Source organism: Variovorax sp. Root434 (assembly GCF_001426595.1).
Classification (GTDB): domain Bacteria; phylum Pseudomonadota; class Gammaproteobacteria; order Burkholderiales; family Burkholderiaceae_C; genus Variovorax.
In genome coordinates, this window is sequence record NZ_LMEK01000011.1 from 36,950 (window position 1) to 63,731 (window position 26,782).

The 26,782-nt window shown below is 62.6% G+C and carries 23 protein-coding genes; 8 read left to right on the forward strand and 15 right to left on the reverse strand.

Going from position 1 to position 26,782, the window contains the following annotated elements:
* Positions 1 to 39: 39 nt before the first annotated feature.
* From ASD05_RS10440 to ASD05_RS10460, 5 genes are read right to left on the reverse strand one after another with little or no spacing between them, the layout of a single operon-like run.
* Positions 40 to 558 carry a GNAT family N-acetyltransferase gene (locus ASD05_RS10440; RefSeq protein ID WP_056591449.1) on the reverse strand — a complete coding sequence of 173 codons (519 nt, stop codon included), beginning with the start codon at positions 556 to 558 and terminating at the stop codon, positions 40 to 42.
* 16 nt (positions 559 to 574) lie between these two features.
* A complete protein-coding gene (locus tag ASD05_RS10445; protein ID WP_056591452.1) occupies positions 575 to 1,018 on the reverse strand; it encodes a hypothetical protein in 444 nt (147 codons plus the stop codon).
* Between the two features lie 58 nt (positions 1,019 to 1,076).
* Positions 1,077 to 3,341 carry an EAL domain-containing protein gene (locus ASD05_RS10450; RefSeq protein WP_056591455.1) on the reverse strand — a complete coding sequence of 755 codons (2,265 nt, stop codon included), beginning with the start codon at positions 3,339 to 3,341 and terminating at the stop codon, positions 1,077 to 1,079.
* Entirely contained in the window at positions 3,338 to 5,023 is a 1,686-nt protein-coding gene (locus tag ASD05_RS10455) for a PAS domain-containing sensor histidine kinase (protein WP_056591458.1), read from the reverse strand. Before ASD05_RS10455 ends, ASD05_RS10450 begins: the two co-directional genes overlap by 4 nt.
* A 35-nt stretch (positions 5,024 to 5,058) precedes the next feature.
* Positions 5,059 to 6,846: a sensor domain-containing phosphodiesterase gene (locus ASD05_RS10460; RefSeq protein ID WP_056591461.1), complete on the reverse strand. Its 1,788-nt coding sequence runs from the start codon at positions 6,844 to 6,846 to the stop codon at positions 5,059 to 5,061.
* A gap of 1,083 nt (positions 6,847 to 7,929) precedes the next feature.
* Between ASD05_RS10460 and ASD05_RS10465 the strand changes: the two genes are divergently transcribed.
* Positions 7,930 to 11,247 (forward strand): EAL domain-containing protein, encoded by a 3,318-nt coding sequence (locus ASD05_RS10465; RefSeq protein WP_056591465.1) that lies wholly within the window; start codon positions 7,930 to 7,932, stop codon positions 11,245 to 11,247.
* 746 nt (positions 11,248 to 11,993) lie between these two features.
* Here the strand turns inward: ASD05_RS10465 and ASD05_RS10470 are convergent.
* Together ASD05_RS10470 and ASD05_RS10475 are read right to left on the reverse strand one after the other, a co-directional pair.
* On the reverse strand, positions 11,994 to 13,019 hold the full coding sequence (locus ASD05_RS10470; protein WP_056591541.1) for an IS110 family transposase: 1,026 nt from the start codon (positions 13,017 to 13,019) through the stop codon (positions 11,994 to 11,996).
* Between the two features lie 632 nt (positions 13,020 to 13,651).
* Entirely contained in the window at positions 13,652 to 14,146 is a 495-nt protein-coding gene (locus ASD05_RS10475) for a glycine zipper domain-containing protein (RefSeq protein WP_056591468.1), read from the reverse strand.
* Between the two features lie 186 nt (positions 14,147 to 14,332).
* On the opposite strand from ASD05_RS10475, the gene ASD05_RS10480 reads away from it, so the two are divergent.
* The 3 genes from ASD05_RS10480 to ligD all read left to right on the forward strand — a co-directional run bounded on the left by ASD05_RS10480 (position 14,333) and on the right by ligD (position 18,385).
* Positions 14,333 to 14,698, forward strand: coding sequence for a hypothetical protein (locus ASD05_RS10480; protein WP_157610066.1), 366 nt, complete (start codon positions 14,333 to 14,335; stop codon positions 14,696 to 14,698).
* 167 nt (positions 14,699 to 14,865) lie between these two features.
* Positions 14,866 to 15,798 (forward strand): Ku protein, encoded by a 933-nt coding sequence (locus tag ASD05_RS10485; protein ID WP_056591471.1) that lies wholly within the window; start codon positions 14,866 to 14,868, stop codon positions 15,796 to 15,798.
* Between the two features lie 34 nt (positions 15,799 to 15,832).
* Entirely contained in the window at positions 15,833 to 18,385 is a 2,553-nt protein-coding gene (gene ligD / locus ASD05_RS10490) for a DNA ligase D (RefSeq protein WP_056591473.1), read from the forward strand.
* A 160-nt stretch (positions 18,386 to 18,545) separates the two neighbouring features.
* Here ligD and istB read toward each other — a convergent pair whose 3' ends face one another.
* A complete protein-coding gene (gene istB, locus ASD05_RS10495; protein ID WP_056591476.1) occupies positions 18,546 to 19,310 on the reverse strand; it encodes an IS21-like element helper ATPase IstB in 765 nt (254 codons plus the stop codon).
* A gap of 40 nt (positions 19,311 to 19,350) precedes the next feature.
* Positions 19,351 to 20,877 (reverse strand): IS21 family transposase, encoded by a 1,527-nt coding sequence (gene istA, locus ASD05_RS10500; RefSeq protein WP_056591479.1) that lies wholly within the window; start codon positions 20,875 to 20,877, stop codon positions 19,351 to 19,353.
* Between istA and ASD05_RS30920 the strand changes: the two genes are divergently transcribed.
* Complete coding sequence (locus ASD05_RS30920) at positions 20,849 to 20,974, forward strand: hypothetical protein (protein WP_268810531.1); 126 nt, start codon at positions 20,849 to 20,851, stop codon at positions 20,972 to 20,974. The genes istA and ASD05_RS30920 overlap by 29 nt on opposite strands.
* Before the next feature lie 232 nt (positions 20,975 to 21,206).
* Complete coding sequence (locus ASD05_RS10505; protein ID WP_056591482.1) at positions 21,207 to 21,581, forward strand: response regulator; 375 nt, start codon at positions 21,207 to 21,209, stop codon at positions 21,579 to 21,581.
* Here the strand turns inward: ASD05_RS10505 and ASD05_RS30675 are convergent.
* The gene (locus ASD05_RS30675) at positions 21,568 to 21,942 is read right to left on the reverse strand and encodes a hypothetical protein (protein WP_235507933.1); all 375 of its coding nucleotides are present in this window, start codon (positions 21,940 to 21,942) and stop codon (positions 21,568 to 21,570) included. The genes ASD05_RS10505 and ASD05_RS30675 overlap by 14 nt on opposite strands.
* On the opposite strand from ASD05_RS30675, the gene ASD05_RS10515 reads away from it, so the two are divergent.
* Both ASD05_RS10515 and ASD05_RS10520 read left to right on the forward strand, forming a co-directional pair.
* Positions 21,941 to 22,873, forward strand: coding sequence for a Ku protein (locus ASD05_RS10515; protein ID WP_056591488.1), 933 nt, complete (start codon positions 21,941 to 21,943; stop codon positions 22,871 to 22,873). The genes ASD05_RS30675 and ASD05_RS10515 overlap by 2 nt on opposite strands.
* 2 nt (positions 22,874 to 22,875) lie before the next feature.
* Entirely contained in the window at positions 22,876 to 23,706 is an 831-nt protein-coding gene (locus tag ASD05_RS10520; protein WP_082572026.1) for a tetratricopeptide repeat protein, read from the forward strand.
* Positions 23,707 to 23,832: 126 nt separating this feature from the next.
* On the opposite strand, the gene ASD05_RS10525 is transcribed toward ASD05_RS10520, so the two are convergent.
* The 5 genes from ASD05_RS10525 to ASD05_RS30445 form a co-directional block, all read right to left on the reverse strand.
* Positions 23,833 to 24,240, reverse strand: coding sequence for a hypothetical protein (locus ASD05_RS10525; RefSeq protein ID WP_056591494.1), 408 nt, complete (start codon positions 24,238 to 24,240; stop codon positions 23,833 to 23,835).
* Positions 24,227 to 24,532 (reverse strand): hypothetical protein, encoded by a 306-nt coding sequence (locus tag ASD05_RS10530; RefSeq protein WP_235507934.1) that lies wholly within the window; start codon positions 24,530 to 24,532, stop codon positions 24,227 to 24,229. Before ASD05_RS10530 ends, ASD05_RS10525 begins: the two co-directional genes overlap by 14 nt.
* Positions 24,533 to 24,564: 32 nt before the next feature.
* Positions 24,565 to 24,819: a hypothetical protein gene (locus ASD05_RS10535; protein WP_056591499.1), complete on the reverse strand. Its 255-nt coding sequence runs from the start codon at positions 24,817 to 24,819 to the stop codon at positions 24,565 to 24,567.
* A 979-nt stretch (positions 24,820 to 25,798) separates the two neighbouring features.
* Complete coding sequence (locus ASD05_RS10545) at positions 25,799 to 26,101, reverse strand: hypothetical protein (protein WP_235507935.1); 303 nt, start codon at positions 26,099 to 26,101, stop codon at positions 25,799 to 25,801.
* 65 nt (positions 26,102 to 26,166) lie between these two features.
* Positions 26,167 to 26,697: an RHS repeat-associated core domain-containing protein gene (locus ASD05_RS30445; protein ID WP_235507937.1), complete on the reverse strand. Its 531-nt coding sequence runs from the start codon at positions 26,695 to 26,697 to the stop codon at positions 26,167 to 26,169.
* Positions 26,698 to 26,782 lie beyond the last annotated feature (85 nt).

Below are 26,782 nucleotides of genomic sequence, written 5' to 3' on the forward strand. Positions count from 1 at the left end.
CGTATTTCGACCGGGCCGACATGACTCAAGGCTGAGAGGTCAACCGATCTTTTTTTCTAGCTCGAACACTTGCAAACCGTCTTGTCGAGGCGTGCCGACGCCGGCGTCCGCGGGATAGGCCCCGATGTTGCCGTTCAGCACGAAGCCTCTGCGCTGATAGAAGCTGAGAAGTTCGGGACGCGATGAAAGCACAGCCATCTTTAGCGCTTGCGGTGCGTGTTCGCTTGCTGCCAATGCTTCCGCTGCCGCGAGCATCTCTTTGCCAAGGCCTCCAGCCTGCAGGTCGGGCTTGGTGGCCAGCATGCCTATCCAGCAGACATCATTGACCCGCTCTACATGGACACACGCGACGATGGACTCGTCATGTTTCATGACGAGGACCGTTGAGTCTTTCTTGAAGAGCCTTCGCACTTGAACTGCTGAGGTTCTTTCGCCCGAAACGAGCGCGGACTCATGGGTCCATCCGGCCTCCGCCGCGCTGGGGCGATAGGCATTGTTGACAAGTGCAGAAATCTGTTCGGCATCGGTGTCTTCGGCGGTGGAAATGGCTTTGTGCATCGAAGCAATTATGTGTTTATTGCCATCTCGCTTCACAAGGATTGATGTCGTGCAGCCTTGGAGCGAGTGTGAACTCGGTCTTCGCGCCATTCTTGCGGTTGACGTACTCGAACGAGTTCACCTCGTTGCCGAACATGCTGAGCAAGTAGCGACCGGTGACTTGGTCGTGGACGATCTCTACCCACTCCTCGTCGACTTGGTTGCGGCCGCTATCGGCCATGGGAATGACCTGGCTGCGCGACAGCACAAGGGGGATCCAGGCCTTGGAACCTGCGTAGAGCACGAAGCCCGCCTTGTTGTCGTCCTGTGTGCCGATTAGCCGCAATTGCACAAGCTTGCCGGGTTGGTCAGAGAACCGAAAGCAGCGCGTCTGGACAGCTGCTGAGGGTTCTGCAAACACATGCTGCAACGCCAGCAGGGAGACGGCAACACTCAGCGCAGCGCGGGTCAGGCGGATCATTCGAGTCTTTTCTTTGAGCAAAATCCGGCGGGGCGATGTCTTCGTTCCCGATCGACCTTCAAGCAGCGCCCCGGCTCTCGCCCTTGCTGCGCTCGCTCTGTTCCATGGTGCCGGAGCGCAGAAGGTCGCCTGCCTCGTTGGCGACCACGGCCTCGCTGAAATAGTAGCCCTGTGCAAGGGTCGTGGAGCCCGTCGAGTGGAGGAAGGCGCGTTGCGCTTCAGTTTCCAGCCCCTCGACAATGATGCCGATGCGGGCCTCCCGCGCCAGGTTCATGATGGCGCGGACGGTGGCTGCGCTGTCGGGGTCGTCGACGGCTCTCTTGAGCATCGACTGCGCGATCTTCAGATGATTGACGCGATAGGTCCGAAGGTATTCGAACGACGAATACTCGGTGCCGAAGTCATCGATGGCAATCCGGACGCCGAGTGCCCGCAACTGCGGCAGCACGTCGTTGTGAGCCCATGTCATCTGTGCCAAGGTCGACTCGGTCACGTCGAACTCCAGGTCGGAAGCCTTGAGCTGCCATTTCGCGAGGCAGTCGACCACATCGCGGATCAGCTCGCTGCCGTTCCTGAGCTGGCCGAGTGACAGATTGATCGCGACGACAGGGGGCGCCATTCCCTGTTCGCGCCACAGGCTCATCTGCCTGCACGCCTGGTTCAGCACCCAGCGGCCCAGCATGACGATGCCGCCGGTGCGCTCCGCAATCGGCACGAACACATTCGCGTCGAGCAAGCCCCGCCCCGGATGGTTCCAGCGCAGCAGTGCTTCCACGCCCACGATCCTGCCGGAGGACAGCTCGACCTGAGGCTGGTAGTACAGCTCCAGCTCCTCGCGTTCGATGGCCTTCTTCAGATCTTCGCCCAGCGCAACCCGGTCGCGGACTTCCCGGTCGAGCTCTTCCGAGTGGAAGTGGTATTGGTTGCGCCCCTGTTCCTTCGAGCGGTAGAGCGCCAGGTCGGCCTGCGCCATCATTTCCTCCGGGCTTTCGCTGCCTGGAATGTAGGGGCAGATGCCTATGCTGGCCGAGGCATGCACCTCGTTGCCATCGATCATGTACGGGCGGGCCAGCTCTTGCTGGATCTTCGTAGCCAATGCGCCGGCGGCGGCGGGCTCGGCCATCTCGCTCTGGAGCACGGCAAATTCGTCGCCGCCCAGGCGTGCCACCAGATCGGTTTCCCGCGTGCAATTCTTCAATCGCTGCGCCACCTCGCGCAGCAGCAGGTCGCCGCCCGGATGGCCGAATGTGTCGTTGACCGGCTTGAAATGGTCCAGATCCAGGCAGTGGATCGCGAACGGCAAGGAGCCCCGTTGCGCTGCGCCATGGGCTTGGTGAAGGCGTTCCGTGAGCGTGGCGCGGTTGGCCAGGCCCGTGAGCCCATCGGTGCGCGCAAGTTTTGCCAGCTGTTCCTCCGCCGCCTTGCGCTCGGTGACGTCGATGACGATGCCCTCGACCTCGATGAGCCGGCCCTCCTTGTCGCGAACCGGAACGTAGCGGTTCTCGACCCAGCGACGTGCGCCGTCCCCGGTGCACAGGCGGTATTCGATCGAAGCGCCTTCGGCATCCTTTTCCAGCACGCGCGCCATCGCTGCAGCGACCCCGGGCTGGTCGGCGGGGTCGATCAGCACATCCGCCCAATCCGGGTTGGCCAACAGGGCCGCCGGTTCGTGGCCGAACTTGGTGATGTTGTGCGAGATGTAGATCAGCGGGAACGCAGGCTCGCCGCGCAAGCGGTAGAGGATGGTCGGACTGTTCTGGACGATGATGTTGGCATCGGACAGCTCCCGCGTGCGCTCTTCGACAGCCTGCTCGAGCAGGTTCATCTTGAAGGCGGCATCTTCCGTCATTTGCCACTTCATGGTGAGCGCGCTTGCCAACTGGCGCACTTCGATCGGATCGAAGGGCTTCTTGAGAACGAGCAGGCGGTCGCGTGCGTCCAGGCGATCGAAGACCTCGACCCATGACTGGTCTGCATAGGCCGTGCAGATCACGATCTGCAGGCGCGGGTCTGCCAGCCACAACTGCTCGATGGTCTCGACGCCGTCCCACCCCGGAGGCATGCGCATGTCGATGAACGCCATGGCATAAGGCTCGTCGGTCTCCAATGCCTTGCGAACCATCGCGTGCGCTTCCTGCCCCTGGTAGGCGCTGTGCAGCACGAACTCCTCGGCGGATGCCTTGGCTGTGGTGCCGAACAACGCAGATTCCAGGTCGTCCAGATTCGCCGAGGCTCCTGCCGGGAGGAGGATTTTCTTGAAGTCCTCATGGATGGCCGGCATGTCGTCCGCCAGAAGAATGCGCCGATTGTGTTGCTTTCTCATTGGATCTCCCCGGCCTCGTCGATCGGAAGTTCGAGCGTGAATGTTGCTCCGGTGTTCGGCCCGTCGCTGTGGGCCGTGAGCGTTCCGCCCATTTCATGGGCGGCGATCACTGCGCTGTGCAACCCGAATCCATGCCCGGTCTTTTTCGTGGTGAACCCGTGCGCGAACAACTGGGGCAAGGTCTGCGCCGCGATGCCCACCCCGTTGTCCGCGACCCGGATGCGCAACCGCCGGCCTTGCGCCAGTTCCACCCGCAGTGCGAGCCTCGGCTCTCGATCTGCCACACCCTCCATGGCCTGCTCGGCATTGGCGATCAGATTCACCAGAATCTGCAATACCCGGCCTTTGTCCAGCAGCAATTCGGGAACCGCCGCGATCTCCTTGTCCACCACCATATGGCGTCGCGCCAACGGCTGCGCGTTGATGCGCAATGCGTCTTCCACCAGTTCGTGGATCCGCACCGTCTCCTGCAGTCTGGACGCTCCGGCATGGGCCTGCTGCGCAGCGATGACCTCCTTGATATATTCCACGTTCTTGCTCAGAGCCGTCAGCTCCTTGATGGCGTCGTGCTGCTCGGCCACCAGTACCGGGGCCAGTTGGCACAGGTAGGTGGGAAGCACCTTGCCCCTGGCGTCCGACGCCAGGAATGCCCCCAAGTCATCCGCGTGCTCTTCCATCAGTTGGACCGCCCGCGTGAGCCCGTGGATCTTCGAGGCGCGAAGGCCCGAAAGAATCATCGCCGTGGACACGTTCACGCTGTTGAGCACATTGCCGACGTTGTGCAGCACATTGATCGCGATCCTGGCCATGCCAGCCAGGTGCGAGGCTTCGATCAACTGCTTGTTCACCTCGGCGACCTGGCGTTCGGCTTCCTTCAGGTCGGAGATGTTCTTGGTGATGCCGAAGGTTCCGATGATCTGGCCTGCACGGTTGCGCAGAGGCATCTTCGTGGTCAAGGCCCAAGAGTCCGGCCGCCCATCTATCCAGGTTTCCCTTTCCACCTTGCCGATCATGGGCAAGCCCGTGCGGATGATTTCCTGTTCGTCCTCGAACGCCGGACGGGCGTGCTCGTCGGAAAAGACGTCGAAATCCGACTTCCCCACCAGCCCGTCGGGCGTGGCCATTCCGAACTCGAGAGCCTGGGCTGTACTGGACTTGATGAATCGAGACTGGGCGTCCTTGAAATAGATGTGGTCCGGAGAGTTGTCCAGCAGCGCACGAAGCAGTTCGCGCTCGTTGACCAGGTCCTCGTCCGCCTGCATCCGCTGGGTGATGTCGAAAAGGACCCCCTGGCTGCCGACGACCGTCTCGCCAGGCCCCATCACTGCGGACTCGACAACCTGCAAGAACAGCGGGTGGCCGCCCGTGCCAGAAAAAGCCTCCTCCCGCTCGACATGCTGCCCGGTCTGCATGATCAGCGTGTGGTGAAGGCTTTCCTGCGCGGCGAGATCAGACCGCCACATCGCGTTCATTTCCAGTGCCACACTGGAAGCGATCTCGGTTGCCGTGCGGCCCAGAACCTGGTCTGCAGGCGTGTTCTTGAGTTGACAGAACCGAGGGTTGACGAAAACGAAGCGCCCGGCAGCGTCCTTGCGAAAAATGCCGACGGGCATCTGCTCGACGATCGGCGCTGTTTCCGCGAGGAGGGGCGAGCTTGTGGTGAAGGCAGGTTGGGTTCGCATGAAGAGTATGGCCGAGCGATGATTCGTTCGTTTTTCTAGAACCGAGGGGGAAGACGCAGGAACTTCCTGAGCGCGGAAGCCGAGAGTGGTCTGCAGAGGTAGTAGCCCTGCACGTGGTCGAAGCCCATCGACACGATGCACTCGAACACATCCCTCGTTTCGACCCCTTCGGCGAGCATCCGAAAACCCATGGCATGGCCAAGGCTGACGATGCCTTGGAGCAACTGGTGTGCCCGGGGATTTGCCACCACATGCGCCACGAGCCCTCGGTCGACCTTCAGCATCTGAAAGGGAAGGTTCTCCAAACATGTCAAGTTGGAGTAGCCCGCGCCGAAGTCGTCCAGAGAGAGCTGCATTCCCAAGGCTCTGATCTGCCTCAGAGATTCCAGGGTCGCTGGAGCCGTCAAGCCACTGTATTCGGTGCATTCGATGTGAAGCATGTCGTGGGACACCGCGTATCTCGCGCAGATGGTCTTCAGGTCATTCGCAAACTGCGGGCGCTCCAGGCTACGCGCGGACACGTTCACGGCGATCGCGATCCGGAATCCTTCGTGATGAAGCTCTGCCAGTTCCTTCAGCGCGGCTGCGATGACCCAACTCGTAAGCTCATGGATGAGCGTCGTGCCTTCTGCCAACGGTATGAACTCGGCGGGCGCAATGTTGCCGAATATCGGATGCTGCCACCTGATCAGAGCTTCGACACCCTCGAACGCGCCCGAGCTCACGCGCAGCTTTGGTTGAAACACAAGATGGAACTCGTCATGGGCGATGGCCCGAGGGATATCACGCAGGATGGCATACGCACGCTGATGACGGATATCGAATTCCGACACATAGAGGACTCGAGAAAGACCCAAGGTCCTTGCCTGGTGAACAGCCGTCATGGCTTTGCGCAGTGCATCGTCGATTTCTTCGCTCGCTTCCAGGTTGATCTGCACGACGCCCACGCGCGCGTCGAGTTCGATCAGTAGACTGCCGCTTGCGACTGGTTGTTTCAAGACCATGACGAGCCGATCGATGAAACGGTCGCTCGCCTCCCCCTCACGCTTTATAAGGAAGGCAAATCGTCCGTCATCAACGCAATAGAGCCCTGAGCCGGCACTCAAGAGCGACTGAAGCTGAATCGACAGATCTCGCTGAAAGATTTCCAGCGGCCGGATCCCGACTGCCAGAACGGCGTCTCGCAGCGCGTTGCGATCCAAGATATCCACGAGCGCAAGGGTGTACCTTCCTTCGGGAAAGCGCAGGGCGAGGTCATGAAGATCCTCGGACATCTGCGCTTGATTGGGTAGTTGAGTGACCTCGTCGACTCTCCCCGCCGTGCGATAGAGATCGATCTGTGACAGCACGAGGGCGGAAAGATCCTTGAGTTGTTTGCGCTGCTTCGCAGAAAACAGGCGAGGGCGGCGGTCGACAAGACACAGGCTTCCTATTGCGTGACCCGAATGCAGGATGAGCGGTGCACCGGCGTAGAAGCGGATGCCCGGGTCGCCCGCGACCAATGGATTGTTCGCAAACCTGTCGTCCTGCAATGCGTCCTCGACCACCATCACATCGGTTTGGCGGATGGTGTAGTCGCAAAAGGCGTATTCCCGAGGCGTTTCGGGAAGGTCCAGGCCCACGCGGGCCTTGAACCACTGGCGATCCTCGTCGAGGAGGGATATCAGCGCAATGGGAACATCGAAAAGCTCGGCGGCCAAGCGCATGATCCGATCGAAGTTCTCTGTCGGTGCCGTATCCAGCATATGTGTGGAACGCAGGGCGAACAGGCGCTCGGACTCACGACGCCTTTCGGATTCAGCAGTCGATGCGGAAATTCTCATGAAAGAAATTTCGTCCCTCGAGGTTCTTGACCGCTTATAGCCACATCTTCCTGCTGTGTCTGTAGGCGCCGCCAAAAGCTCGCTGCTCTGATCCTGCTGGCGGATTTGCTTTTAAACTTTTTTTAAGAAATTAGGCGACATCGGCACCGTATGCAGACCTTCGGCTTCATGGAGGTTCGCGACCGGATGCGCAGTTTGTCAACCTCGCGGATCACGGCACAGCATTCCTCGCGTATCAGTTCGACTTCCGGCTGCTGTTGATCCTGAATCTTGGAGTCATCCCGTTTGTGCTCTTCGTGAAATGCCGCCGGCCCCAGGGCATCGACATTGACGCGTAAGAAGGAGTGACGATCGCTTATGCGTTATTGACGATTCGTGCAGGCGCGGCCCATGCGCGCCTGAGCTTGAAGACAGGGGCATCCGGGGCATTCAACTGCGGATGCTTTCGCATGAGCACCTCCTTGGAGACAACGCAGCCGTTCATCAAGAGAGCGCGAATGCGCGCTGCGGAATCCGACAGGGCAGGCATTCCAACGGTAGAAGAAATTTTGCAATCGGTCTTCAATCGGGAGTTGAGAATGCGGAATTCGAATGTGAGCGGGACACCAGTGACCGTCCTCAATTTCGATGCGCGGCTTCGAATGATGCGAAGGACCCGCGGGCGTTTCTCCGATTTCGCCAACTCCGTGGCTGGCTTTGTCGTCCGGGCGCGAATCCCCGCATGTGCCATCAAAGGAACTTATCGGAGCGACCGACAGGGTCCTCTACCAATCCAAAATCGAAGGTCGTGATCGCATCTGTGCTGCGGCACGTCCACCAACTTCTTGAACGACGTGCGAGTTGGAACGCCTTCGTACGAACCGAGCAGAGTCGTCGAGGGTTCTTTCCAAGTGGAACCGCTTGCTATTCCCCCCCTTTGGACTCAAGCGTCACCCGTTTCGACCAATACTTAGATTGAGAGTTGGACGGATCGTCCGAATTCAGACCTTGCATCCTCGTAATGAATTGCGTGACGGTTCTGCGCTGCATCTATATATTGCGGCAACGATGTAATGGTCTGAGCCAGCGACGAGGGCAAGTCCAATGTCAATGTTCATCTGGGTCAAGATTCGCCTCCCGTTGGCGATTCTTGTGATCGGTACCGCGCTTTCGATCGCCCTCGGTGTCTCTGTCCACCAGGAGATCGAGCGCAGCGCGCAGACGCGATTCGACGCAACCGCCTTCGACCTGGCGCGAAAGGTCGAAGACCGCTTCGACGACTATGTCGCCGTCCTGACTGGACTGCGGGCGCGGTTCAATACCCCCGAGGCGGTGACGCGAAGCGATTTCAGGAACTACGTCGCGGGGCTCAATCTGGCGAGTGCGTACCCTGGGTTTCAGGCCGCCACCTACGCACCCTTCGTTGCCTTCGACGAGAAGAGCGCCTTCGAGGAGCAGGTCCGCCGCGAGGCGAACCTTGGCGTTGTCTCCGGCTTCGCCATCAAGCCGCCCGGCGAGCGGGACTTCTACTATCCTCTGCTCTACATCGAACCCCAAGCCGGCAACGAGATGCTGCTCGGCAACGACTTGGGCGCGATGCCCGACCGGGGGAATGCGCTCGAACAGGGGCGCGACACCGGCGGGCTCGTCACCTCCGGTCGCAAGGTCCGCATCCCGGGTCGCGAGGCTGACATCGGATTGGCGATGCGGCTGCCGGTCTATCGCCCGCAAATGCCGCTCGATACGCTCGAGCAGCGGCGCCACGCCTACATGGGCTCGGTGGGCACGGGCCTTAGCATCTCCGCAATGCTGCGAGACATCGTCGGCACCGAGGCAGCGAAGACGCTGCGGCTGCGCCTGGCCGACGCCGGGCCAGGCAGGGGACCGATCGGGACGCGCATCGAAACTCGCTTCGTGGCGCCGGTCGAACTCGGCGAGCGCGAGCTTCTGTTCGACAGTTCAACGCTGACTAAGCCGGTTCCCGGACCGGCGAATAGTCTGCAGCGCATGCTCGGCTTCGAGCTTGGCGGCCACTCCTGGCTGGTGGAGGTGAGGCAGAACGAAAGCCAAATCCTCGGTCCTCTGGACAAGGCCATTCCGTGGTTCATCGTTCTCGGCGGCCTTGCCACCAGCACGCTGCTCGCGGGCATTGTCTTTTCGCTGATCACCTCGCGCAGCCGGGCTCATGTCCTTGCTGCCGAGATGACCAGCCATTTGCGCGTCAGCGACCGGCAGTGGAAGGACGCCCAGCAGCTGGCCAGCCTGGGTGGCTGGACCCTCGATCCCGAGACCGGCGCCCTGCAATGCTCCGAGGAAGCGCTGCGCATCTTTGGTTTCGGGGACGATCCCTCGCCGCCGGACCTGCACGCGCTGCTCTCGCGTGTGCCGGCTTTGGAGCGCGCCGCAGTCCACCAGCAAATCACATTAGTCTCCCGAACCACCGAGCGAAGCGAGTTCGAGCACCGTCTGTGCCTGGCCGATGGCACAGAACGCTGGCTCCATGTCATCGCGCAGTCGGGCGAAGAGGCGGGCAAGAAGCTGGTGCGTGGCACGGTGCGCGATGCCACGCGTCCGCGTAAGGATGCGCTGCGACAGAAGCTCGAATACAAGATTGCTCGGCTGCTTGCCGGCGATGGCAGGGCCGAGACGGTGATCGCGTTGGCGCTCGAGGCGATATGCACCGACCTGTGCTGGGACTGCGGTGCGCTGTGGAGCGTCGGCGAGGACGGTCTGGCCCGTTGCGATGCCGTCTGGCATGCTGAAGAGAAGGGGCCTGCGGTGACGCAATTCGCCTGCGACAGCCGGTCGCGCGAACATCGGCCCGACGAGGGCTCGCTGGGCCGCGCGTTCGGTATCGGCGGCGTGGTGCGCATCGACACGCAGGCGTCGCCGGCCCATTTCGCTCGCGATGCGATGGCCCGTGAGGCGGGGCTGACCACTGGCCTCGTCGTGCCGATCGTTGCCCCCGAAGCGACCACGGCACTGGAGCTTTTCAGCGCTAAGCCCTCCATTGTCGAGGTCGAGACGCTGGAGTCGCTGCGCGTGATCGTCTTGCAGATCGCTCAGTACAGGCAGCGCAAGCTGGCCGAGCGCAGCCTTCGCTTCATGGCCAGCCATGACGAACTGACGGGCCTGCTCAACCGGGCGTCGCTGCAGCTCGAGCTTGCCCGCGCCATCAGGCGCAGCAACCGCCACCAGAAGCAGTTCGCGGTGATGTTCGTCGACCTGGATCGCTTCAAGCAGATCAACGACACGCTGGGCCACGGCGTGGGCGACGAGATGATTAAGATCTGCGGCCAGCGTCTCGCGGCGCTGCTGCGCGATACCGATGTCGTGGCGCGCTTCGGTGGCGACGAATTCGTGCTGCTGATGGAAAACCTTGACAGCGCGAACGATGCCGCAGTGGTCGCCGAAAGGGTCCTCCAGCGTTGCGCCGAGCCCTTTGTCATTGGGGGGCGCGAGCTGCACGTCAGCGCCAGCGTCGGTGTGAGCATCTACCCGGAAAATGGCGGTGATGCAGAAATTCTCCTGAAGAACGCCGACACCGCCATGTATCGCGCCAAGGAAAAAGGCCGCAACACCTACCGCTTCTACGCGGCGAAGATGAATGCGCAGAGCACCGAGCAGCTGATGCTGGAGAGCGCGCTGCGCCACGCCCTGGATCGCGGCGAACTGGAAATGCACTACCAGCCGAAGATGAATCTGCGGACCCAAAGCATCGTCGGCGTCGAGGCGCTGATGCGCTGGCACCATCCGGTGCTGGGCTTGATTCCGCCCGTGCAGTTCATTCCGATCGCCGAGGAACTCGGCCTGATCGTGTCGATGGGCAAGTGGGCGCTGGGAAAGGCTTGTGCCGATGCGCTCGCATGGCAGAAGCACGGCTTGCCGGAGGTGTTGATGAGCGTCAATCTGTCGCCACGCCAGTTCGAAAGCCGCACGCTCATCACCGACATAGAGGCCGTGCTGGACGCCTCGGGTCTGGATCCGTCGCTGTTGGAGCTGGAACTCACCGAAAGCGCGATGATGGCAGATCCCCAAAACGCGGTGACGTTGTTGCAGACGATCCGGGACATGGGCGTGGGGCTGGCCATGGACGACTTCGGGACAGGGTATTCCTCGCTGTCCTACCTGAAGCACTTCCCGCTGTCGACGGTCAAGATCGACCGCTCCTTCATCAACGACCTTTCGCAGGACGCCGACGCGCGCGCGCTCATCGACGGAATCATTACGCTAGCCCACGGGCTGCGGATGAAGGTGGTGGCCGAGGGTGTCGAAACCGAAGTCCAGATCAACTACTTGCACAGCCGCGGATGCGACGAGGCTCAGGGCTACTGGCTGTGCAGGCCCATGCCTGCCGACGAGGCACGCGATTTTATGGCGCGTCACCTGCGCAACCAATTTGTCCCGTCGGTGGTGGCCTGAAAGCCGAGCGTTCGCGCGTCACCCGAAACAGCGGCTGAATACCAAGCGAGAAAAGCGGTCCACAGAGTTGGTAGATGGCGCAGATGTCAGGGCGGAGCCAATCGCGCGGCAGCTGCGGTGGAGTGCACCACCCGAGCGAAATGGGCGAAAGCGCGAGTGTGCGGGTTGGAAATTTTGTCTCGTCGCTGCAAGTCCGGGGAGGAAACGGACAATGATCTAGATGCTTTTGAAGGCGGCCGCGGCCCAATCCATCAAAGGGGTGTCGAGGAGGCGGCAGGCCGTACGCATGCTTCGCATGCCACACATGCAATCACGACCACTGTTTCCTCTGCCGTATCGCGATACTTTTCATCGAAACATTGACCGCGATCAAGTAGGTGGGGTGCCATTCGTACATGTCGATCTTTCCGCAACTGGTACAGGCGCAGGTGCCTTCATAGTCCTGCACGTCGTGGCAGGAAAAGCCACGTTCCTCTAGGGAAGCGCTTATATGGGCGCCTCCCGGATCACAAGCAACTCGTAGCGTGAAGAAGCAGGAGGCAGGGCTGCAGTCTTATATCCGGCCTGTTGTGCAGGCTGATATGCCCGCTGGCCCTGATGGTTTTCGCTGACAAGGTTCCCATCTGAACATCGAGCTTGGTGCTCTCATTCCCTATCGGAGTGTCCCCGTCCCGGTCCAACCTGTCTGTCCCATCACACGCGTGGTCGCTTGCTCTCCTTCAAAAGCGGTCGTCTATCAATCCGTATCAGCGCGCGGGCTGCCACGCCTCGGGGCGCCAGGCTTGTCCGCGTGCCAGTACGGCCCAGATCGTTCGCGCCAGCTTGTTCGCTACCGCGGCAACGGCCACGCTATAAGGTCGGCGCTGCAACAGTGCTGCCACCCATGGCCATGTCGAGCTGTCCTTTGATCTGATCACGACGGCTCGGGCACCGTGCATCAGCAGCGTTCGCAGGTAGGCATCGCCACGTTTGCTGATGCCGAGCTGTCTCACTCGCCCACCCGTGCCAGTTTGGCGCGGAACCAATCCGATCCATGCGGCAAACTCCCGAGCATCCTTGAATGCCGACGGCGTGCCCATGCAGGCGACCACGGCCGTCGCCGTAAGAAGACCAATGCCGGGGATTTCAGCGACGGCCTTGCATGCCGGCATTTCTCGCATCTGCTGCGAGAGCCGTCGCTCGATGAGACCGATGTCAGCCTGCAGTTGCCGGACTCGCCTGAGCTGCTCGTCTAGGCTGTCCACGAGCATCGCTGGCAGCCGCGTCTTTGCGTCGCTCATGGCAGCGGGCAATGCCTTGAGCAGCGCCGCGTGACCTTCCGGCAGCACGATGCCGAATTCATACAGCAGCCCCCGCAGCTCGTTGGTTTGCATGATGCGGGTCTTCATGAGTTGTGCGCGCAGCCGGTGCAGTGACAGCACGATCTGCTGGGCCTCGGTCTTGACGGGAACGAAGCGCATGCCCGGCTGCTGGCATGCGGTCCAGATCGCTTGGGCGTCCGCAGCGTCGGTCTTGTTGCGCTGCACGAACGGACGTACCTTCCTGGGCGAGATGAGTCGTACCTCGTGGCCCAGTCCCATCAGAGCTCGGCCCCAGTCATGTGCGCCGCCGCATGCTTCCATCACGACCAGCGCAGCTGCACGGCTAGCAAACCACTCAAGCAGCTTTGCGCGCTTCAACTGCAATCGCTCGATGCAGCCGGTGTCCATCTCGACCCAGTGCAGCTGAAACACCTTCTTGGCAATGTCGACGGCAATGACGGTGCGTTCCATGATGGTCTCCATTCGATGTTGACAGTGGAATCGTCAATCTGGCACTGCCCCTTGTGCGGTGCAAGTAGCAGTCGCAGGAGGGAGGCGCCCATACCATCTGAACAAGACCCTCGAGACGCTGGCCATGGAGGACGGTCTGGCCTCTCCCCATTTCCAGTACCGCAGCCTGTGGGGCGGGAAGCTCAGGGAGCCGAAGCCGTTGCGAGCGCCACGACCGCAGCCACACTTCTAAGGGTTTGCGTTGACAAGATGAGGGTCAAACCCCGTTCCGGAGCACAGGAAGAATTACGTAAGATTCGCGCCCACGCCTCAACCAAGGTCCCCATGCTCGACGTCGACTTGCCAGCGCCCGCTGCGGCCGTTCGCAGCCTTCTTGCCCGATAGGAGGAGAGGTCACGCCAACGCTGAGACCAGCGGCGAGCTCAAGCATATGGGCGTGCTCAGCGAGATCTTCGAAGCACGCCCGGCGTGATGGTGGCTGAAGACGTATTTCCTGTGCCGATTCAAAACGGGGCGTCGCCGGCCTCATCTGCGAACGGCATGCAGACGCCGAGACGACCCCCTAGTTCGCTTGTCGAGCTTCCCCACTGTCGAAAACGGCGGCGGCGCGCCGCCGTTTCGCATCTCACCGATCAGCGCCCGTCGTGATCGGAATCACCCGGAATGGCACGTTCCACGTTGTCGCTCAGGCGTTGCCAGGCATCGCGGGTGGCATGCTTGGCGCGCTCCCATTCCAACGAAGAACGTCCGCGCGATGCGCTCCAGCCGCGGCCCAGGTCCGGCTCGACATCGTCGAAGCTGCGGCCGGGGTAACGCGAATACGCGTCGACTCCGTAGCGGTACGTGGGCGCATATTCGTCGTAGCTCGACCCGCTCTGGACGTAGGGCCGCGCGGTGTAGTTGTCGCGCCAATAGGCATCTTCCGCTACGGGATCGGCCTTGACCATGCGGCCGGCGATCGCCCCAGCCACCGCGCCCACCGCCGCCCCAACGGCAGCGCCCACGGGACCTGTCATGCCGCCCGCGGCCGCTCCGGCGGCTGCGCCTCCAACCACGCCGCCTGCAGTGCCGCCCACCACGGCGCCAATCCCTGTGGCCTTCGCCTTGTCTTCATTCCGTTCGGTCATCAAAGTCTCCTTGGTTTGATAATGGAAAACCAAGGTTCTGCTCGCCGCGACCAGAAGCCAGGGCCGATGGCCGCATCAGACTGCAGGATGCGGACCGCGCGGCAAGACAGTGCCAACCTACACGTTTGCGCGACGTGGCGCGCCGATCCAGGGGTCATTGCGGCCCGAACCTAAGGAGAAATTCTGGTGAGCGCAAAGAGTCAAGATGTCCTGCGCCGCGTCGCTCTTCACGTCGAGGAGCCGCGCCCTGGGGCGTTCGAATGGGTGCTCACCGAGGCAGACTCCCTCGGCGGCGGTCAATGGAAAGTCCTGAAGCGCGCTCGCAAGGCAAGTGCGACGTACAAGGTATCGATGGCCGACGGCTTGATCGCGCTTCAATCCCTGATCGAAGATCTCGACACCGGGCCGCGGGCGCCGGCGGCGCTTGAACCTGAGCCACCACGTCGACAGGCCGACAAGCGCGCGGCCCGATCGGTGGCAGGTGCCAGGACTGCGGAGGCACCCGCGAAGCCCCCTGGACGTACGGCGTTCGGGTTTGGCGTCCTCGAATAGAGCGCCCTGGCCCTCTCAGCTTGGGGTCCCGCCACCCAGGATGTACGGCCAGTCCTCCCGCTGGCTCCGGCCATGTCCCACAACGCCGCATGATGGTCGATTGGATGCTGGCATGCGCCAGCGCGCGCTGGCCTCCAATTTCCGTGCAGCGATACAAGGACTTCCCAATGGCCACAAGCAGCAGAACCCTCTGGAAAGGCGCGATCACCTTCGGGCTGGTTCACATCCCTGTCGGCCTGCACACGGCGAGCATCGAACAGGGTGTGGACTTCGACTGGCTCGACAAGCGCAGCATGGACCCGGTCGGCTACAGGCGCATCAACAAGAAGACCGGCCGGGAGATCGACAAGGACGACATCGTCAAGGGCTTCGAATACGAGGACGGCAAGTACGTCGTGATCTCGCCGCAAGAGATCGAAGCCGTGTACCCACGCACCACCCAGACCATCGAAATCCAGCGCTTCATCGACGCCAACGAGATTCCCTTCGTGTACCTGGAGCGTCCGTACTACGTGGCACCGATCAACAAGGGTCAGAAGGTCTATGCGCTGCTGCGCGAAGTCCTGATCAAGACGGGCAAGGTCGGTCTCGCGAAGGTGGTGATTGCCACCAAGCAGCACCTGGCGGTCCTTGTGCCCTCAGGCAAGGCGTTGGTCCTCAACCTCCTGCGCTGGGGCGACGAGGTCAAGTCGCTCGAAGGACTCGACCTGCCCGCGGCCGGCGTCAAAGGCGCCAACGTGACGGCGGCCGAAATGAAGATGGCGGAACAGCTCGTCAACGACATGTCCGGCAAATGGGAGCCCGAGGACTTCAAGGACGAGTTCAAGCACGCGGTCATGAAGATCGTCCAGAAGAAGGTGAAGGCGGGCGATACGGAAACCGTCATCCAGCCGGAGGAAGAAGCCCCCGAGGAAAGCTCGAACGTGATCGACCTGACCGACCTGCTCCAACGCAGCCTCAAAGGCGGCAAGACGCCCAAGGCCCCCAAGGCCAGGGCTGCGGCAGGCACGAAGCGCAGCGCCAAGCCGGCGGCAAAGTCCGGCGCCGCGCGCAAGGCCGCTTCGAAGACGGCGAGCGCCAAGACCAGGAAGGCTGCGTAGAACGCCGGGTCGCGCGGGTGGAAGAGAGGACCCGATGGCCAAAGCCGGAGCACTCTCGACCTACAAGTCCAAACGGAACTTTGCCGTGACATCGGAGCCGGCCGAAGGAGGCCGGCCGAGCCCGCACGCGCTGACCTTCGTCGTGCAGAAGCACGCGGCCACACGCTTGCACTACGACTTCCGGCTCGAACTCGACGGGGTGATGGTGTCGTGGGCGGTGCCCAAGGGGCCCAGCTTCGACCCGAAGGAAAAGCGCATGGCCATCCATGTGGAGGACCATCCGATTTCCTACTCCTCCTTCGAGGGCACGATCCCGCCGAAGCAGTACGGCGCCGGCACGGTGATCGTCTGGGACAACGGCACCTGGGAGCCGGTCGGAGATCCGCGGGCGGGGCTGGCCGCCGGCAAGCTGGTGTTCCGCCTGCATGGCCAGAAGCTCGAGGGCCTGTGGGAGTTGGTGAAGATCGCCAAGGGCGGCGAGCGGCAGGAGCCGTGGATCCTGTTCAAGAAGAAGGACGAACACGCGCGCGCGCACGCCGACTACGACGTGGTGACGGCATTGCCCGACAGCGTGATCGCGAAGCCACTCAAGAAGGCCCGCGGCCGCGCCCCCACCCCGACGGCGCCCAAGGCGCCCGGGGCAACCTCCAGGTCACCTGCGGCCGGACGCAAGACGGCCCTTCCCGCAGAGATCAAGCCGCAGCTCGCCACCTTGGCCGCCGGCGTCCCCTCCGTCGGCGAGTGGCTCTACGAAATCAAGTTCGACGGCTATCGCCTGATGGCGAGGCTCGACAAGGGCAAGATCGCGTTGATCACCCGTGGCGGGCACGACTGGGCCGCGAAGATGCCATCGCTGGTGTCCGAACTTGCCACGCTCGGCCTTCGCGCTTCGTTTCTCGACGGCGAGATCGTCGTGCTGGGCACCTCCGGCGCGCCGGACTTCAACGCATTGCAAAACGCCTTCGACCGCGGCCGGGACACCGACCGCATCGTCTTCTTCGTGTTCGACGCCCCCTTCTTCGAGGGCCACGACCTGAGGCAGGTGCCACTGCGGGACCGCCGGAAGTTGCTCCGGGATTTCTTGGCAGCCAAGGCCACGGCGCATGTGCGGTTCAGCGACGATTTCGAAGCCGACCCGACGTCGCTCCTCCGGTCCGCATGCCGCATGCAGATGGAGGGCGTGATCGCGAAGCGCGCCGACGCACCCTACGTCTCCAGGCGCAGCGAAACCTGGCTGAAGCTCAAATGCAAGTTGCGCCAGGAGTTCGTGATCGGCGGGTACATCGACCGCACCGACGAGACCGATCAGATCGGCAGCCTGCTCCTGGGCATTCACGACGCGGCCGGGAAGCTTGTGTCGGTGGGCAGCGTCGGCACGGGCTGGAGCGCCGAGGAAGCCCGCGACATCAAACAGAAGCTGTTGCCGCTCGCCGCCGCCAGTTCGCCCTTCGAGAAAGGCGATTCGAAGCCCGGCCGGTGGTCCAAGCGCAAGGTGGGCACCGAGCGGTGGGTCAAGCCGCAGCTGCTGGCGGAGGTGAGCTTCGCGGAATGGACACCGGATGACCAGATACGCCATGCCTCCTTCATCGGACTGCGCGACGACAAGCCAGCGCGAGTCATCGTGCGCGAGCGGCCCAAGGCGATCGGCGCGCCCGCAGCCTCGGCGAACGACAAGAAGGCCGGCGCATCCGGATCGGGCGCGTCGATCAAGGTCAGCCATGGCGAACGCGTCATCGACGCGAGCACGGGCGTCACCAAGCTGGACCTGGTGCGCTACTACGAGTCCGTCGCGGCGTTCATCCTGCCGCACTTGAAAGGGCGCCCCTGCTCCCTGGTGCGCGGCCCCACGGGCGTGACCGGCGAGCTGTTCTTCCAGAAGCATGGCGAGAAGATCGGCATCCCGGGCATCATCGAATTGCCGGCCGGCCTGTGGCCGGGCCACGCCCCCTTGCTCGAGATCGGCAACGCGAAGGCCCTCGTCGGTGCGGCGCAAATGAACGTGATCGAGTTCCACACCTGGAATTCCTCGGCCAGGGCCATCGACAAGCCCGACCGGATGGTCTTCGATCTCGATCCCGGCGAAGGCACGCGCTGGGAACACGTCCAGGAAGCGGCCATGCTGGTGCGCGCGATGCTCGAAGCCCTCGGCCTGGAGGCGTGGCTGAAGACCAGCGGGGGCAAGGGCCTGCACGTCGTGGTCCCGCTGGCGCCGCGGTACGACTACGACACCGTCAAGGGGTTTTCACAGGCGATCGTGCAGCACCTGACCAAGACGATTCCTTCGCGCTTCGTGGCCAAGAGCGGGCCAAGCAACCGGATCGGGAAACTGTTCGTGGACTATTTGCGCAACGGCCATGGTGCGACGACGGCCACCGCTTTCTCCGCGCGCGCGAGACCGGGAATGGGCGTTTCGATCCCGATCGCCTGGGACGACCTGGGCGCGCTCAAGAGCGGATCGCAGTGGAATGTCCGGACGGCACGGGAGCACCTGTCTTTCCAGACCGTGGATCCCTGGGCGGGCTACTGGAAAAGGCGCCAGGCACTGGCCGAGCCCATGAAGCGCCCGGGCTACCAAAGACGGGCGTGACGGAGTCCTCCGGATTCAGGAACGACCGGGCCATTTGTCGCCGATGCCGCCTGTCTCACCCGACCGTTGCGTATTCCGGCGAACGTGACCGTCGATTCCGCTCTATCGTGACCGATCGTCATGCGTGCTGAGTTGCGCGTTCAGATTGTAGAAGTGGCGGTCACGATGGGTCTTTGTTCTTCTCCTTTTGGGGCGTTTTTGCGGTCTGCCGCAATGATTCACCCGTGAGGGTGAGTCGGTGGTTCTGCTGCATCAGGCGATCGAGGATTGCGTCGGCAATGGTGGCGTCTCCGACCCATGCATGCCAGTGCTCGATCGGCAGTTGACTGGTGATGATGGTGGCCTTGCTGGCCGCCCGGTCGTCGATGATCTCTAGCAGATCGCTGCGGGCTTGAACGTCGAGCGCGGCCATGCCCCAGTCGTCGAGCAGCAGCACGTCGGTCTTGGCCAGTTGGATCAGCCATTTGCCGAAGGTCCCGTTGCCGTGGCGAATGCGCAGTTCCTCGCCCAGCCGCGGCATGCGCTGGTAGTAGGCGGAACGACCGCGCCGGCACGCATACTGCGCCAGCGCGCATGCAAGCCACGACTTGCCCGCACCCGTCGGTCCCGTGATCAGCACGCTGTGGCCCGAATCGATCCAGTCGCTCAGCGCCAGGCTCATCAAGGCCTTGCGATCAATGCCGCGACCGGCACGAGCATCCATGTCCTCGATGGCCGCCTGCGGATACTTCAGGCGCGCCTCCTTCAAGAGCCGCTCGCGTCGCTTGTCCCCGCGCCAGTGCACTTCGCGCTCCACCAGCAAGGCCGTGCGTTCCTCGAAGCTCATGGCCGTCATGCCGGCGCTGGTGAGCTGGTCTTGCAGTCCCGCCGCCATGCCCAGCAACTTCAGACTGCGCAGTTGATCCAGGGTCGTGTTCATCATCATTGGAATTCCTTTGGTTCGAGTGCCGGATGCAGTCCGGTGGTCACTGGTAATACGCCGGGCCACGCACATGCTCGTGAGGCGGACTGGTCCAACTCGGTGCCGTGCTCGCGACCGCCTTGTCGCGCTCGTTGACCAGGATGGCCTTCACATGCACGTACTTCGCCGTGCCCAGTTCCAGCGCGATCAGGCTGGCCGCCTCCAGGCGCTCCTTGCCGTAGCGACGCGCCAGCGATAGCAGCCCAAGACATGCCCGGTAGCCGTGCTCGGGATGGCGACGCTCCTCGATCAGACGTGTCACCAGGCGGCCCGTGGCCACGCCGATGCTCTGGCCCCAATGGACCAGGCGCTCGGGCGTCCACTCGAGATGCGCGCGGTGCGCCGCCGGCAGGTGGGCGACGACGGTCGTGAAGCCACCCTTGTGTGCGCTGCGCTGATGCGCGGCCACACGCTGTCCGCGGTGCAGCAGTTCGACCGCGTGAGCCGTGACGCGCGCCTCCAGCAACAGGCCCACGAGGTTCTGGGGCACGCTGTAGCGGTGACCCTCGATCTCCACATGATGGTCGACGTGCACCCGCACGCTCTTGAAGGCCGCCCACTCCCAGGGCTGCAGCGGCAGCGCCTGCAGTGCGGGCGCATCCAGGTCGGCGAAGGCGCTCGCGCGGCTGCCGGGCAGCTTCTGGAATGGCTTGCCGTTGAGCCTGACCAGCAACGGCTCGATCGCCTCGTTGACATCGTCCACGCCCGCAAAGCGTTGGTGGCGCAGGCGCATCAGGATCCAACGTTCCACGACCTGCACGGCCGATTCGACCTTCGCCTTATCCTGCGGATGACGCGGCCTTGCCGGCAGCACCGAGGTGCCGTAGTGCCGTGCGAAGTCCTCCACCGTGTCGTTGGCCCGAGGCTCATAGCGGTTGGGGTTCGCGATCATCGCGCGCGGATTGTCCGGCACGATGAGCTGCGGCACGCCACCGAAGAAGCTCAGCGCACGCGCGCAGCCCTCGAGCCAGTCGGCCATGGTCTCGCGCGGCGTGGCACAGGCGAAGGTGTAGCTGGAGGCGCCGAGCGCGGCCACGAAGACATGTGCGCGGCTCCCGTCGACGAGCTCGACCGTGGGGCCGGCGTAGTCGACGAAGAGCTTCTCGCCGGCGCGGTGGATCTGGCGCATCGAGCGCTTCAGGCGCAGTGCATAGCGCCGATACCGCTCGCAGAACTGGCTGTAGCGGTAGGTCGGCTGCCCGGGGTGGGCCGTGACGTGCTCCTCCCACAGCAGCATGAGGGTCATGCCCTTGCGCCTGAGCTCCTGGTGCACGCGGCCGTAGTCGGGCAGCACGTAGTGCGAGGGACGGTCCAGCCGGCCTTGCACGACACGACGCTCCAGCGCCGTGTCGCTGAGCGTTTGAATGGTGGGCCAGTCCAGGCCCGCGACGCTCGCCAAGCTGACGTACTTGGCCACGACGCCCTTGGAGATGCCGAGTGAAGCCGCGATCCGTTCATGGGAGGGGCGGGCTTCGAGTTTGAGACGAAGGACGTCTCTGATCTTGCGCATGTTGATCCTTGGTGCGGGCAAGCCTGTCTCCGGCAAAAGCCGGGCAGGCTACCCGCATGGGGTGGATGAAATGCGCAACACCAACACGCTGACATACGGCAGCGTTCCGCTGCCGTGACCATTGATTCCGCCATCGTGACCGGCGATTCCGGACCATCCAGAAATCGGTCACGTTGAGCCCGGAATCACCGGTCACGTTCGCGCGGAATCCTCGGTCACGTTCGTCCGGAATCGACGGTCACGATGCTCCGGAATACCCAACCGTCGTGCGAGTTCCTACAAATGCTGCCAGGGAGGTTACCTAGCCTGTAGAGCGCACGGACCCAACGGGTTCACGGAACCGCCTCACCATGCCAGTCACCGTCTTTCTCGTGGAAGACAACAAGGTCATCCGCGACAACCTCATTCCGACCCTCGAAAGCCTGGCGGCCGCGCGGGTGGAAGGGATCGCCGAGACGGAGGAAGACGCCATGGCCTGGCTGGACTCCCATGACCGGCACTGGGATGTGGCCGTCGTGGATCTGTTCTTGCGTGAGGGCTCCGGCCTGAATGTCGTGGACCGGTGCCGAGCACGCGCGCCGAACCAGCGCGTCGTGATCTTTTCCAACTATGCAACGGAGGAAATCCGCCGCAAAGCCCTGCAATACGGCGCGGACGCCGTCTTCGACAAGTCGACGGAGATCGACAGCCTGCTCGACTTCCTGACGCAGCTCAATGGCCCGTAGGGGAGGCGTCGCGGTTCAGGCGTTCCAGCGCGGCCCGTCCCAACGGCGTGATCCGTCGCACGACGGCCACTTCGAAGCGCTCTGCCGGATCGCTCGATGGCACGTTCTCCATTTCGGCCTCGACGAAACCGGCGGCCTTCAACACCACAACGTTGTTGATGTCATTGGCCTCCTCGACCCGGAGGGGGAAATCGGCCTTCTCGATCTTCCTCAAATAGTCCATTGGCATGGCTGTGGCAGCTCCTCTTAGTTGTTCACGATCGCGTTCGTGCAGCCGGGTCCATTTTGGCCTTTTGACCTCTTTTCTGCAGCCGAAAAAAATGGCATGTTGAGCCTCTGTCGCAACAGGAGTAGCAGCCATGGCCACCGCTCGTTCGATCGCCTCCCTCTCGCTGGGTTTTGGCTTGGTGTCGATCCCCGTGCGCCTTTACACGGCGACCGAAAGCTCGGCCACGATCCACTTCAACCTGCTGTCCAAGGACGGGGAGCGGGTCAAGCAACAGTACGTCTCCGCGTCGAATCCGAAGCAGGTCATCCCGCGCGCGGAAATGGTCAAGGGCTATGAGTTCGAGACGGACCGGTTCGTGATCTTCCAGCCGGAAGAACTCAAGGCGCTGGAGGAGGGCGCCAGCCATCTGATCGACATCGTCGCCTTCATCCCGGCCGACGCGGTCGATCCGATCTACTACGACAAGCCGTACCTCCTGGCGCCCGACAAACGTGGCGCGAAACCGTACAACCTGCTCAAGAAGGCCATGCTCGCGAGCGGCCGCTGCGCCTTGGCGAAGTGGGCCTGGAAATCGAAGCAATACGTGGTCCAGGTGCGCGCCCAGGAGGACGGACTCATCCTGCAACAGTTGCTGTATGCGGAAGAGGTGCGTTCCCTCAAGGATCTCGATATCGAAAAGCTGGAGCCCTCGGCCGCGGAACTGAAACTGGCGCTGCAACTGATCGCGCAGATTTCCCAGGACAGCTACGACCCGACGATGTTCGAGGACGAGGAAAAGAAACGCATCCTGGCCGCGATCGACGCGAAGATCGCCGGTGAGGAAATCGTGGCGGCGGAGCATCCCGAGGACAGCGTCTCCTCCGGCCAAGTTATCGACCTGACCCAGATGCTCATGGCCAGCTTGCAAAAGCGATCCACTGGCGCGCCGAAGCCACGCGCAGCGCCGCCGAAACCTGGCTCCATCATCACGCCGATTCGCACGCCTGCCGCCAAGGCGAAGCGCGCACCGAAACCCGTTGTCCAGCCTGCCGCGCCAGCACCGCGCGCGAGAGCAAAGAAGTGAGCATGCAGGGCAATTCCCCGCGGTCGTTGCGAGGCGTGCTGCGAATGCTGGGTCTGTCCCGCCACGCGGTTCTCAAGCTCATCGAATTGGGGTTCGTGGTGCCGGTGAAGGAGGATGGCAAGGCGTGGAAGTTCTCGTTCCAGGACGTGGTCCTCCTTCGCTCCGCGTACGAGCTGCGCGCTGCGCGCATTCCAACGCGGCAGATTCTCAAGGCGTTGCGCCAGCTCAAGGCATCGCTGCCCGAGGACCGGCCGCCGCTGGGCATGCGGATCACAGCCCAAGGCGATCGGGTGACGGTTCGCTATGGGGATGCGCATTGGGAGCCGCTCACCGGCCAGTTCGTTCTCGACCTCCAGATTGAATCGGGCGCAGAGTCGGTGACCCTGTTCGCCCCGCGACTCGAAGCGGCGCCAGATCCCTCGGACCTCGATGCGCGTTTTTCCCGCGCCGAGTCTTTGGAAGAGACGAAGCCGCAGACGGCCGAGGCGCTGTATCGCCGAATCCTGGCTGACGATCCTTCCTACGCCCATGCCTATCTGAATCTCGGGTTCATGCTGTGTGAATCCGGCCGTCCCGAAGCCGCTGCGGCGCTGTACCAGGATGGATTGCGTTTCTGCCCCGACGATCCGTTGATGCACTTCAACCACGCGGTGGCCTTGGAAGGCACGGGCGACGCGAACGCCGCGCTGGCCAGCTATGAAGAAGCGCTGCGGCTGCAACCGGACCTTCTCGATGCGCATCGGAATGCGGCGCTGCTTTACGCCGATGTCGGCCAGCAGCAGCTGGCCATACGGCATTTCAGCGCATTTCGGAGGCTGACCGCGGCGCTATAAACGGCCTGCTTCCACATCCCCGGTTGTACGTACTGAGCGGGCAGGGCGACCTCGTGGTCAGCCATGACGCACCCGATCTGCTATTGAAAACTCCCTTGCCTTGCCAAGCTTCCCGTGCGCACGAAGTCAGATCGCCCGCATCTCGAAGTACGCCTCGTCGGCGTCGCCAAGGTCACGAAAGCCTGCGGTGCGCGCGGCATCGTAGGCCTTGGCCCAGCGCACGGCCAACGCGATCTCGGGCTTCGTGAGGTCGCTCTCACCCGACTCGCTCGCGTTCTGGAATGCGCGCAGCGCCGGCACCACATCGGCGCCGAGTTGACGGTCCAACTCGCGCCGGAAGCGCTGTTCCGAGACCTTCATCGCATCGGCCGCCGGGTGGGGATAGTCGGCCAGACGCACGGTATAGGTGGCTCGAGGCTCAGGCGCTACATCTTCAAAGTTGAAGGGCGCGTCGTCCGTCGGTGCGGCTTGCGGCGCGATGTCGACGTGCTCCTGCTGGGAGGTTCGAGGGAAGAAAAGATCAGCTTGGGTCATGGTTCATCGCCAGTGCGTTCTGTAGCAGTTCCAAAGAGAGGGAGTCCGGCAAGTTGTGCGTTTCGCAGTACCAGACCTGATAGAACCAGCGCCCGCCGTCTTGCTCTGTTCCGGCAAAGCTGATGGTGTCGTACGCGCAAGCAGCGATCTCTGGGCGCCACAAAATGCCCAGCTGACCTGTTGCGTAGCCAGGGATGGATTCCCACAGTCCGAGCTGCAGCCGATCTTCTACGGTGCGGAGGATCAGCATTCCACAGACCCACACTTGGTCGACGAACTCACGCTTGCTCAACCTGGTTCCACCGCGGTATCTGCGGCGCATCTTCACTCGCATGTGGCCTCGCTCGACGGAGGCCGCTTGGGCATCAGTCCGGGCATCTGATGCATCACCGCGCGGATGTGGTCGCCCGCGTTGCGGTCGTAGTCGCCGTAGAGGTCACCGATACGCGCGCAGCGGCCGGCCACGTAGTCGGCGAAGTCGCGCAGCGTGGGGCGCATGGGCTCTGCCGGCCCGAGTTCGCCTGCCCTGCGGGCCATCAGCAGTAACTCGTCCTCGAGCGGAATGTCAGGATCTACCATGCGCCCTCAAAACGGTAGATCCTCGGGTTCGGCCGCACGGGCCTGCACCCACTCAGGGGTGTCCACTTCGACGACTCGGTGGACCGGCGTCGGCGTCCGCTTGAAATCCTTCAGCGCGACCTTGATCGGGTCCTTTTTCCGCACCTGACTGCAGCCCAGGACCCGGAGCGCAGGCGGTATGGAGCTGCCCAAGAGGCCTAGATTGCAGAGGCTGAGGGATGCGGAGCTGAGGAGTCAACGCAGGCGATCACTCGATCGCCTGCGTGCTTGACCTTTCCATTCTTTTTTTGAGGCTGGATTCGAATGCCCTTGATCTTTGACCAATCGCAGTTGCTGCAGTCCGCGGAGCCCTCGAACTCTCACCACTTGACCCGCACGCCCAACGAGGAGATAAAGCGGAGACCGTCCTGTACGCCTTGCGGTCGGCAATCAGTTTTCGCACGCGGTCTGCATGCAGTGTTCAGGACGTCGGATCGATCCCGGGCCAAAAATCAAGCCTTCTTTTGCTACCCGCACCCGCATCTAGGATGCGTCGGATAGTTGCGCCACCCTTCAGGCGCATTCGGTATTCGTTTCTCGCCCTCGATTTGCCAGGGCAGTGGATAGCACCGCGTTCTGCAGGCCTCTTCCGCCGTTTGCCGCGGTTGCTTGCCTCGCTCCCAGCCATACCACCCTGCAGCCAGGGACAACAGGCTCAGGGCAATCAAGAAAAACACTATCGAGCGCTTGGGCTTCATCTCCGCGCGCCTAATCGGTTTTTTCTGAAATTCTTGTAGACCGCGTGTCCCATGTTCGCAATCCCAGTCAGGACCACTGGCAGTCCGCCTGTCCTCGATTCGCGAGAGGCGGGCACTTGCGCTGAGCAGAGCAGGCCTCACTCGCCTGCTTGCTATGGAGAAAATTCGAAATAGAGAAGTCTCCCAATCACTGCCACACATGCTGAATGCAATGAGTCTTCACCGTCTTCGGGACATTCCTCTCAAGGTAACTCCGCTACCGTCCACGGCTCTGCATTCGTGTCGACCATCACCTTGATGAACTTACGCCCGTTACCGGTGTTGGCCCAGTAGGTGAAATACGACTTTGAGTTCGCCATTCGGAAACCGGTGAGCATCAATCCATCGATCGACCTGTACTTCGTATGCATGGGGGGCGCCGTCATCAGGTATTCCCGCGCCAGCTCAGCTTCACGCGACGTCGCCGCTGTATACCAAGCGAATGCAACGCCACCGATGCCCAGCACTACTGTTGCGAGGATTGGCCATTTCAACCGTCTATTCATCTGCGCCTACTCGATTGATAAACGGGGCCTTGAAGTCCGATGGAGCCCCCGATCTACGCTCCTGTTCACCCACCTGGTTCGTATCCGATGTTGCCTTTCAAACTGGGGTCGTTGTACTGCGATCCAGTACCCAAATCATATCCACGGCTGCCATCGGCCTGTCCGCTAATGCCTGCCCCCGCGACGCCCAAGGTGCCGCCAACCGTGGCCGATATCCCCAGTGTTGCACCGCCTGAGCCGGGAACGGCCTTCGCCCCGCCCGGGCGTCCGGCGAGCGGGTCATATGAAATCCCGCCCCCCAAGCCGATCCCCCATTTGCAGCTCAGGAAACCTTGGCCTGTATTGGAATCGCGACCGAAGGAGATCCCTCCACCGGTGCCGCGATAAAACTCGACGGATACTTCCCAGAGCCCGAGTGGATCGACTGAACTCATCGGATTCGCGTCGACATACCCAAACTGATTCCATCCCCCATCCAGCCCGATCGGATCCGGCTGGCTGTACCGGCCCGTCCTCGCGTCGTAGCTGCGGAAGTAGTTGTAGAACAGCCCCGATTCCTGGCAGGTGGCCCAGGCGCAGACGTCCCTGCGACTCACCCAGGCGCCTAAGGCCGACACCGCGCGCTACGACCGGCTGCGCCCCGCTCACCAGGATCAACTGGACGGACAGGAGGTCGGCCAT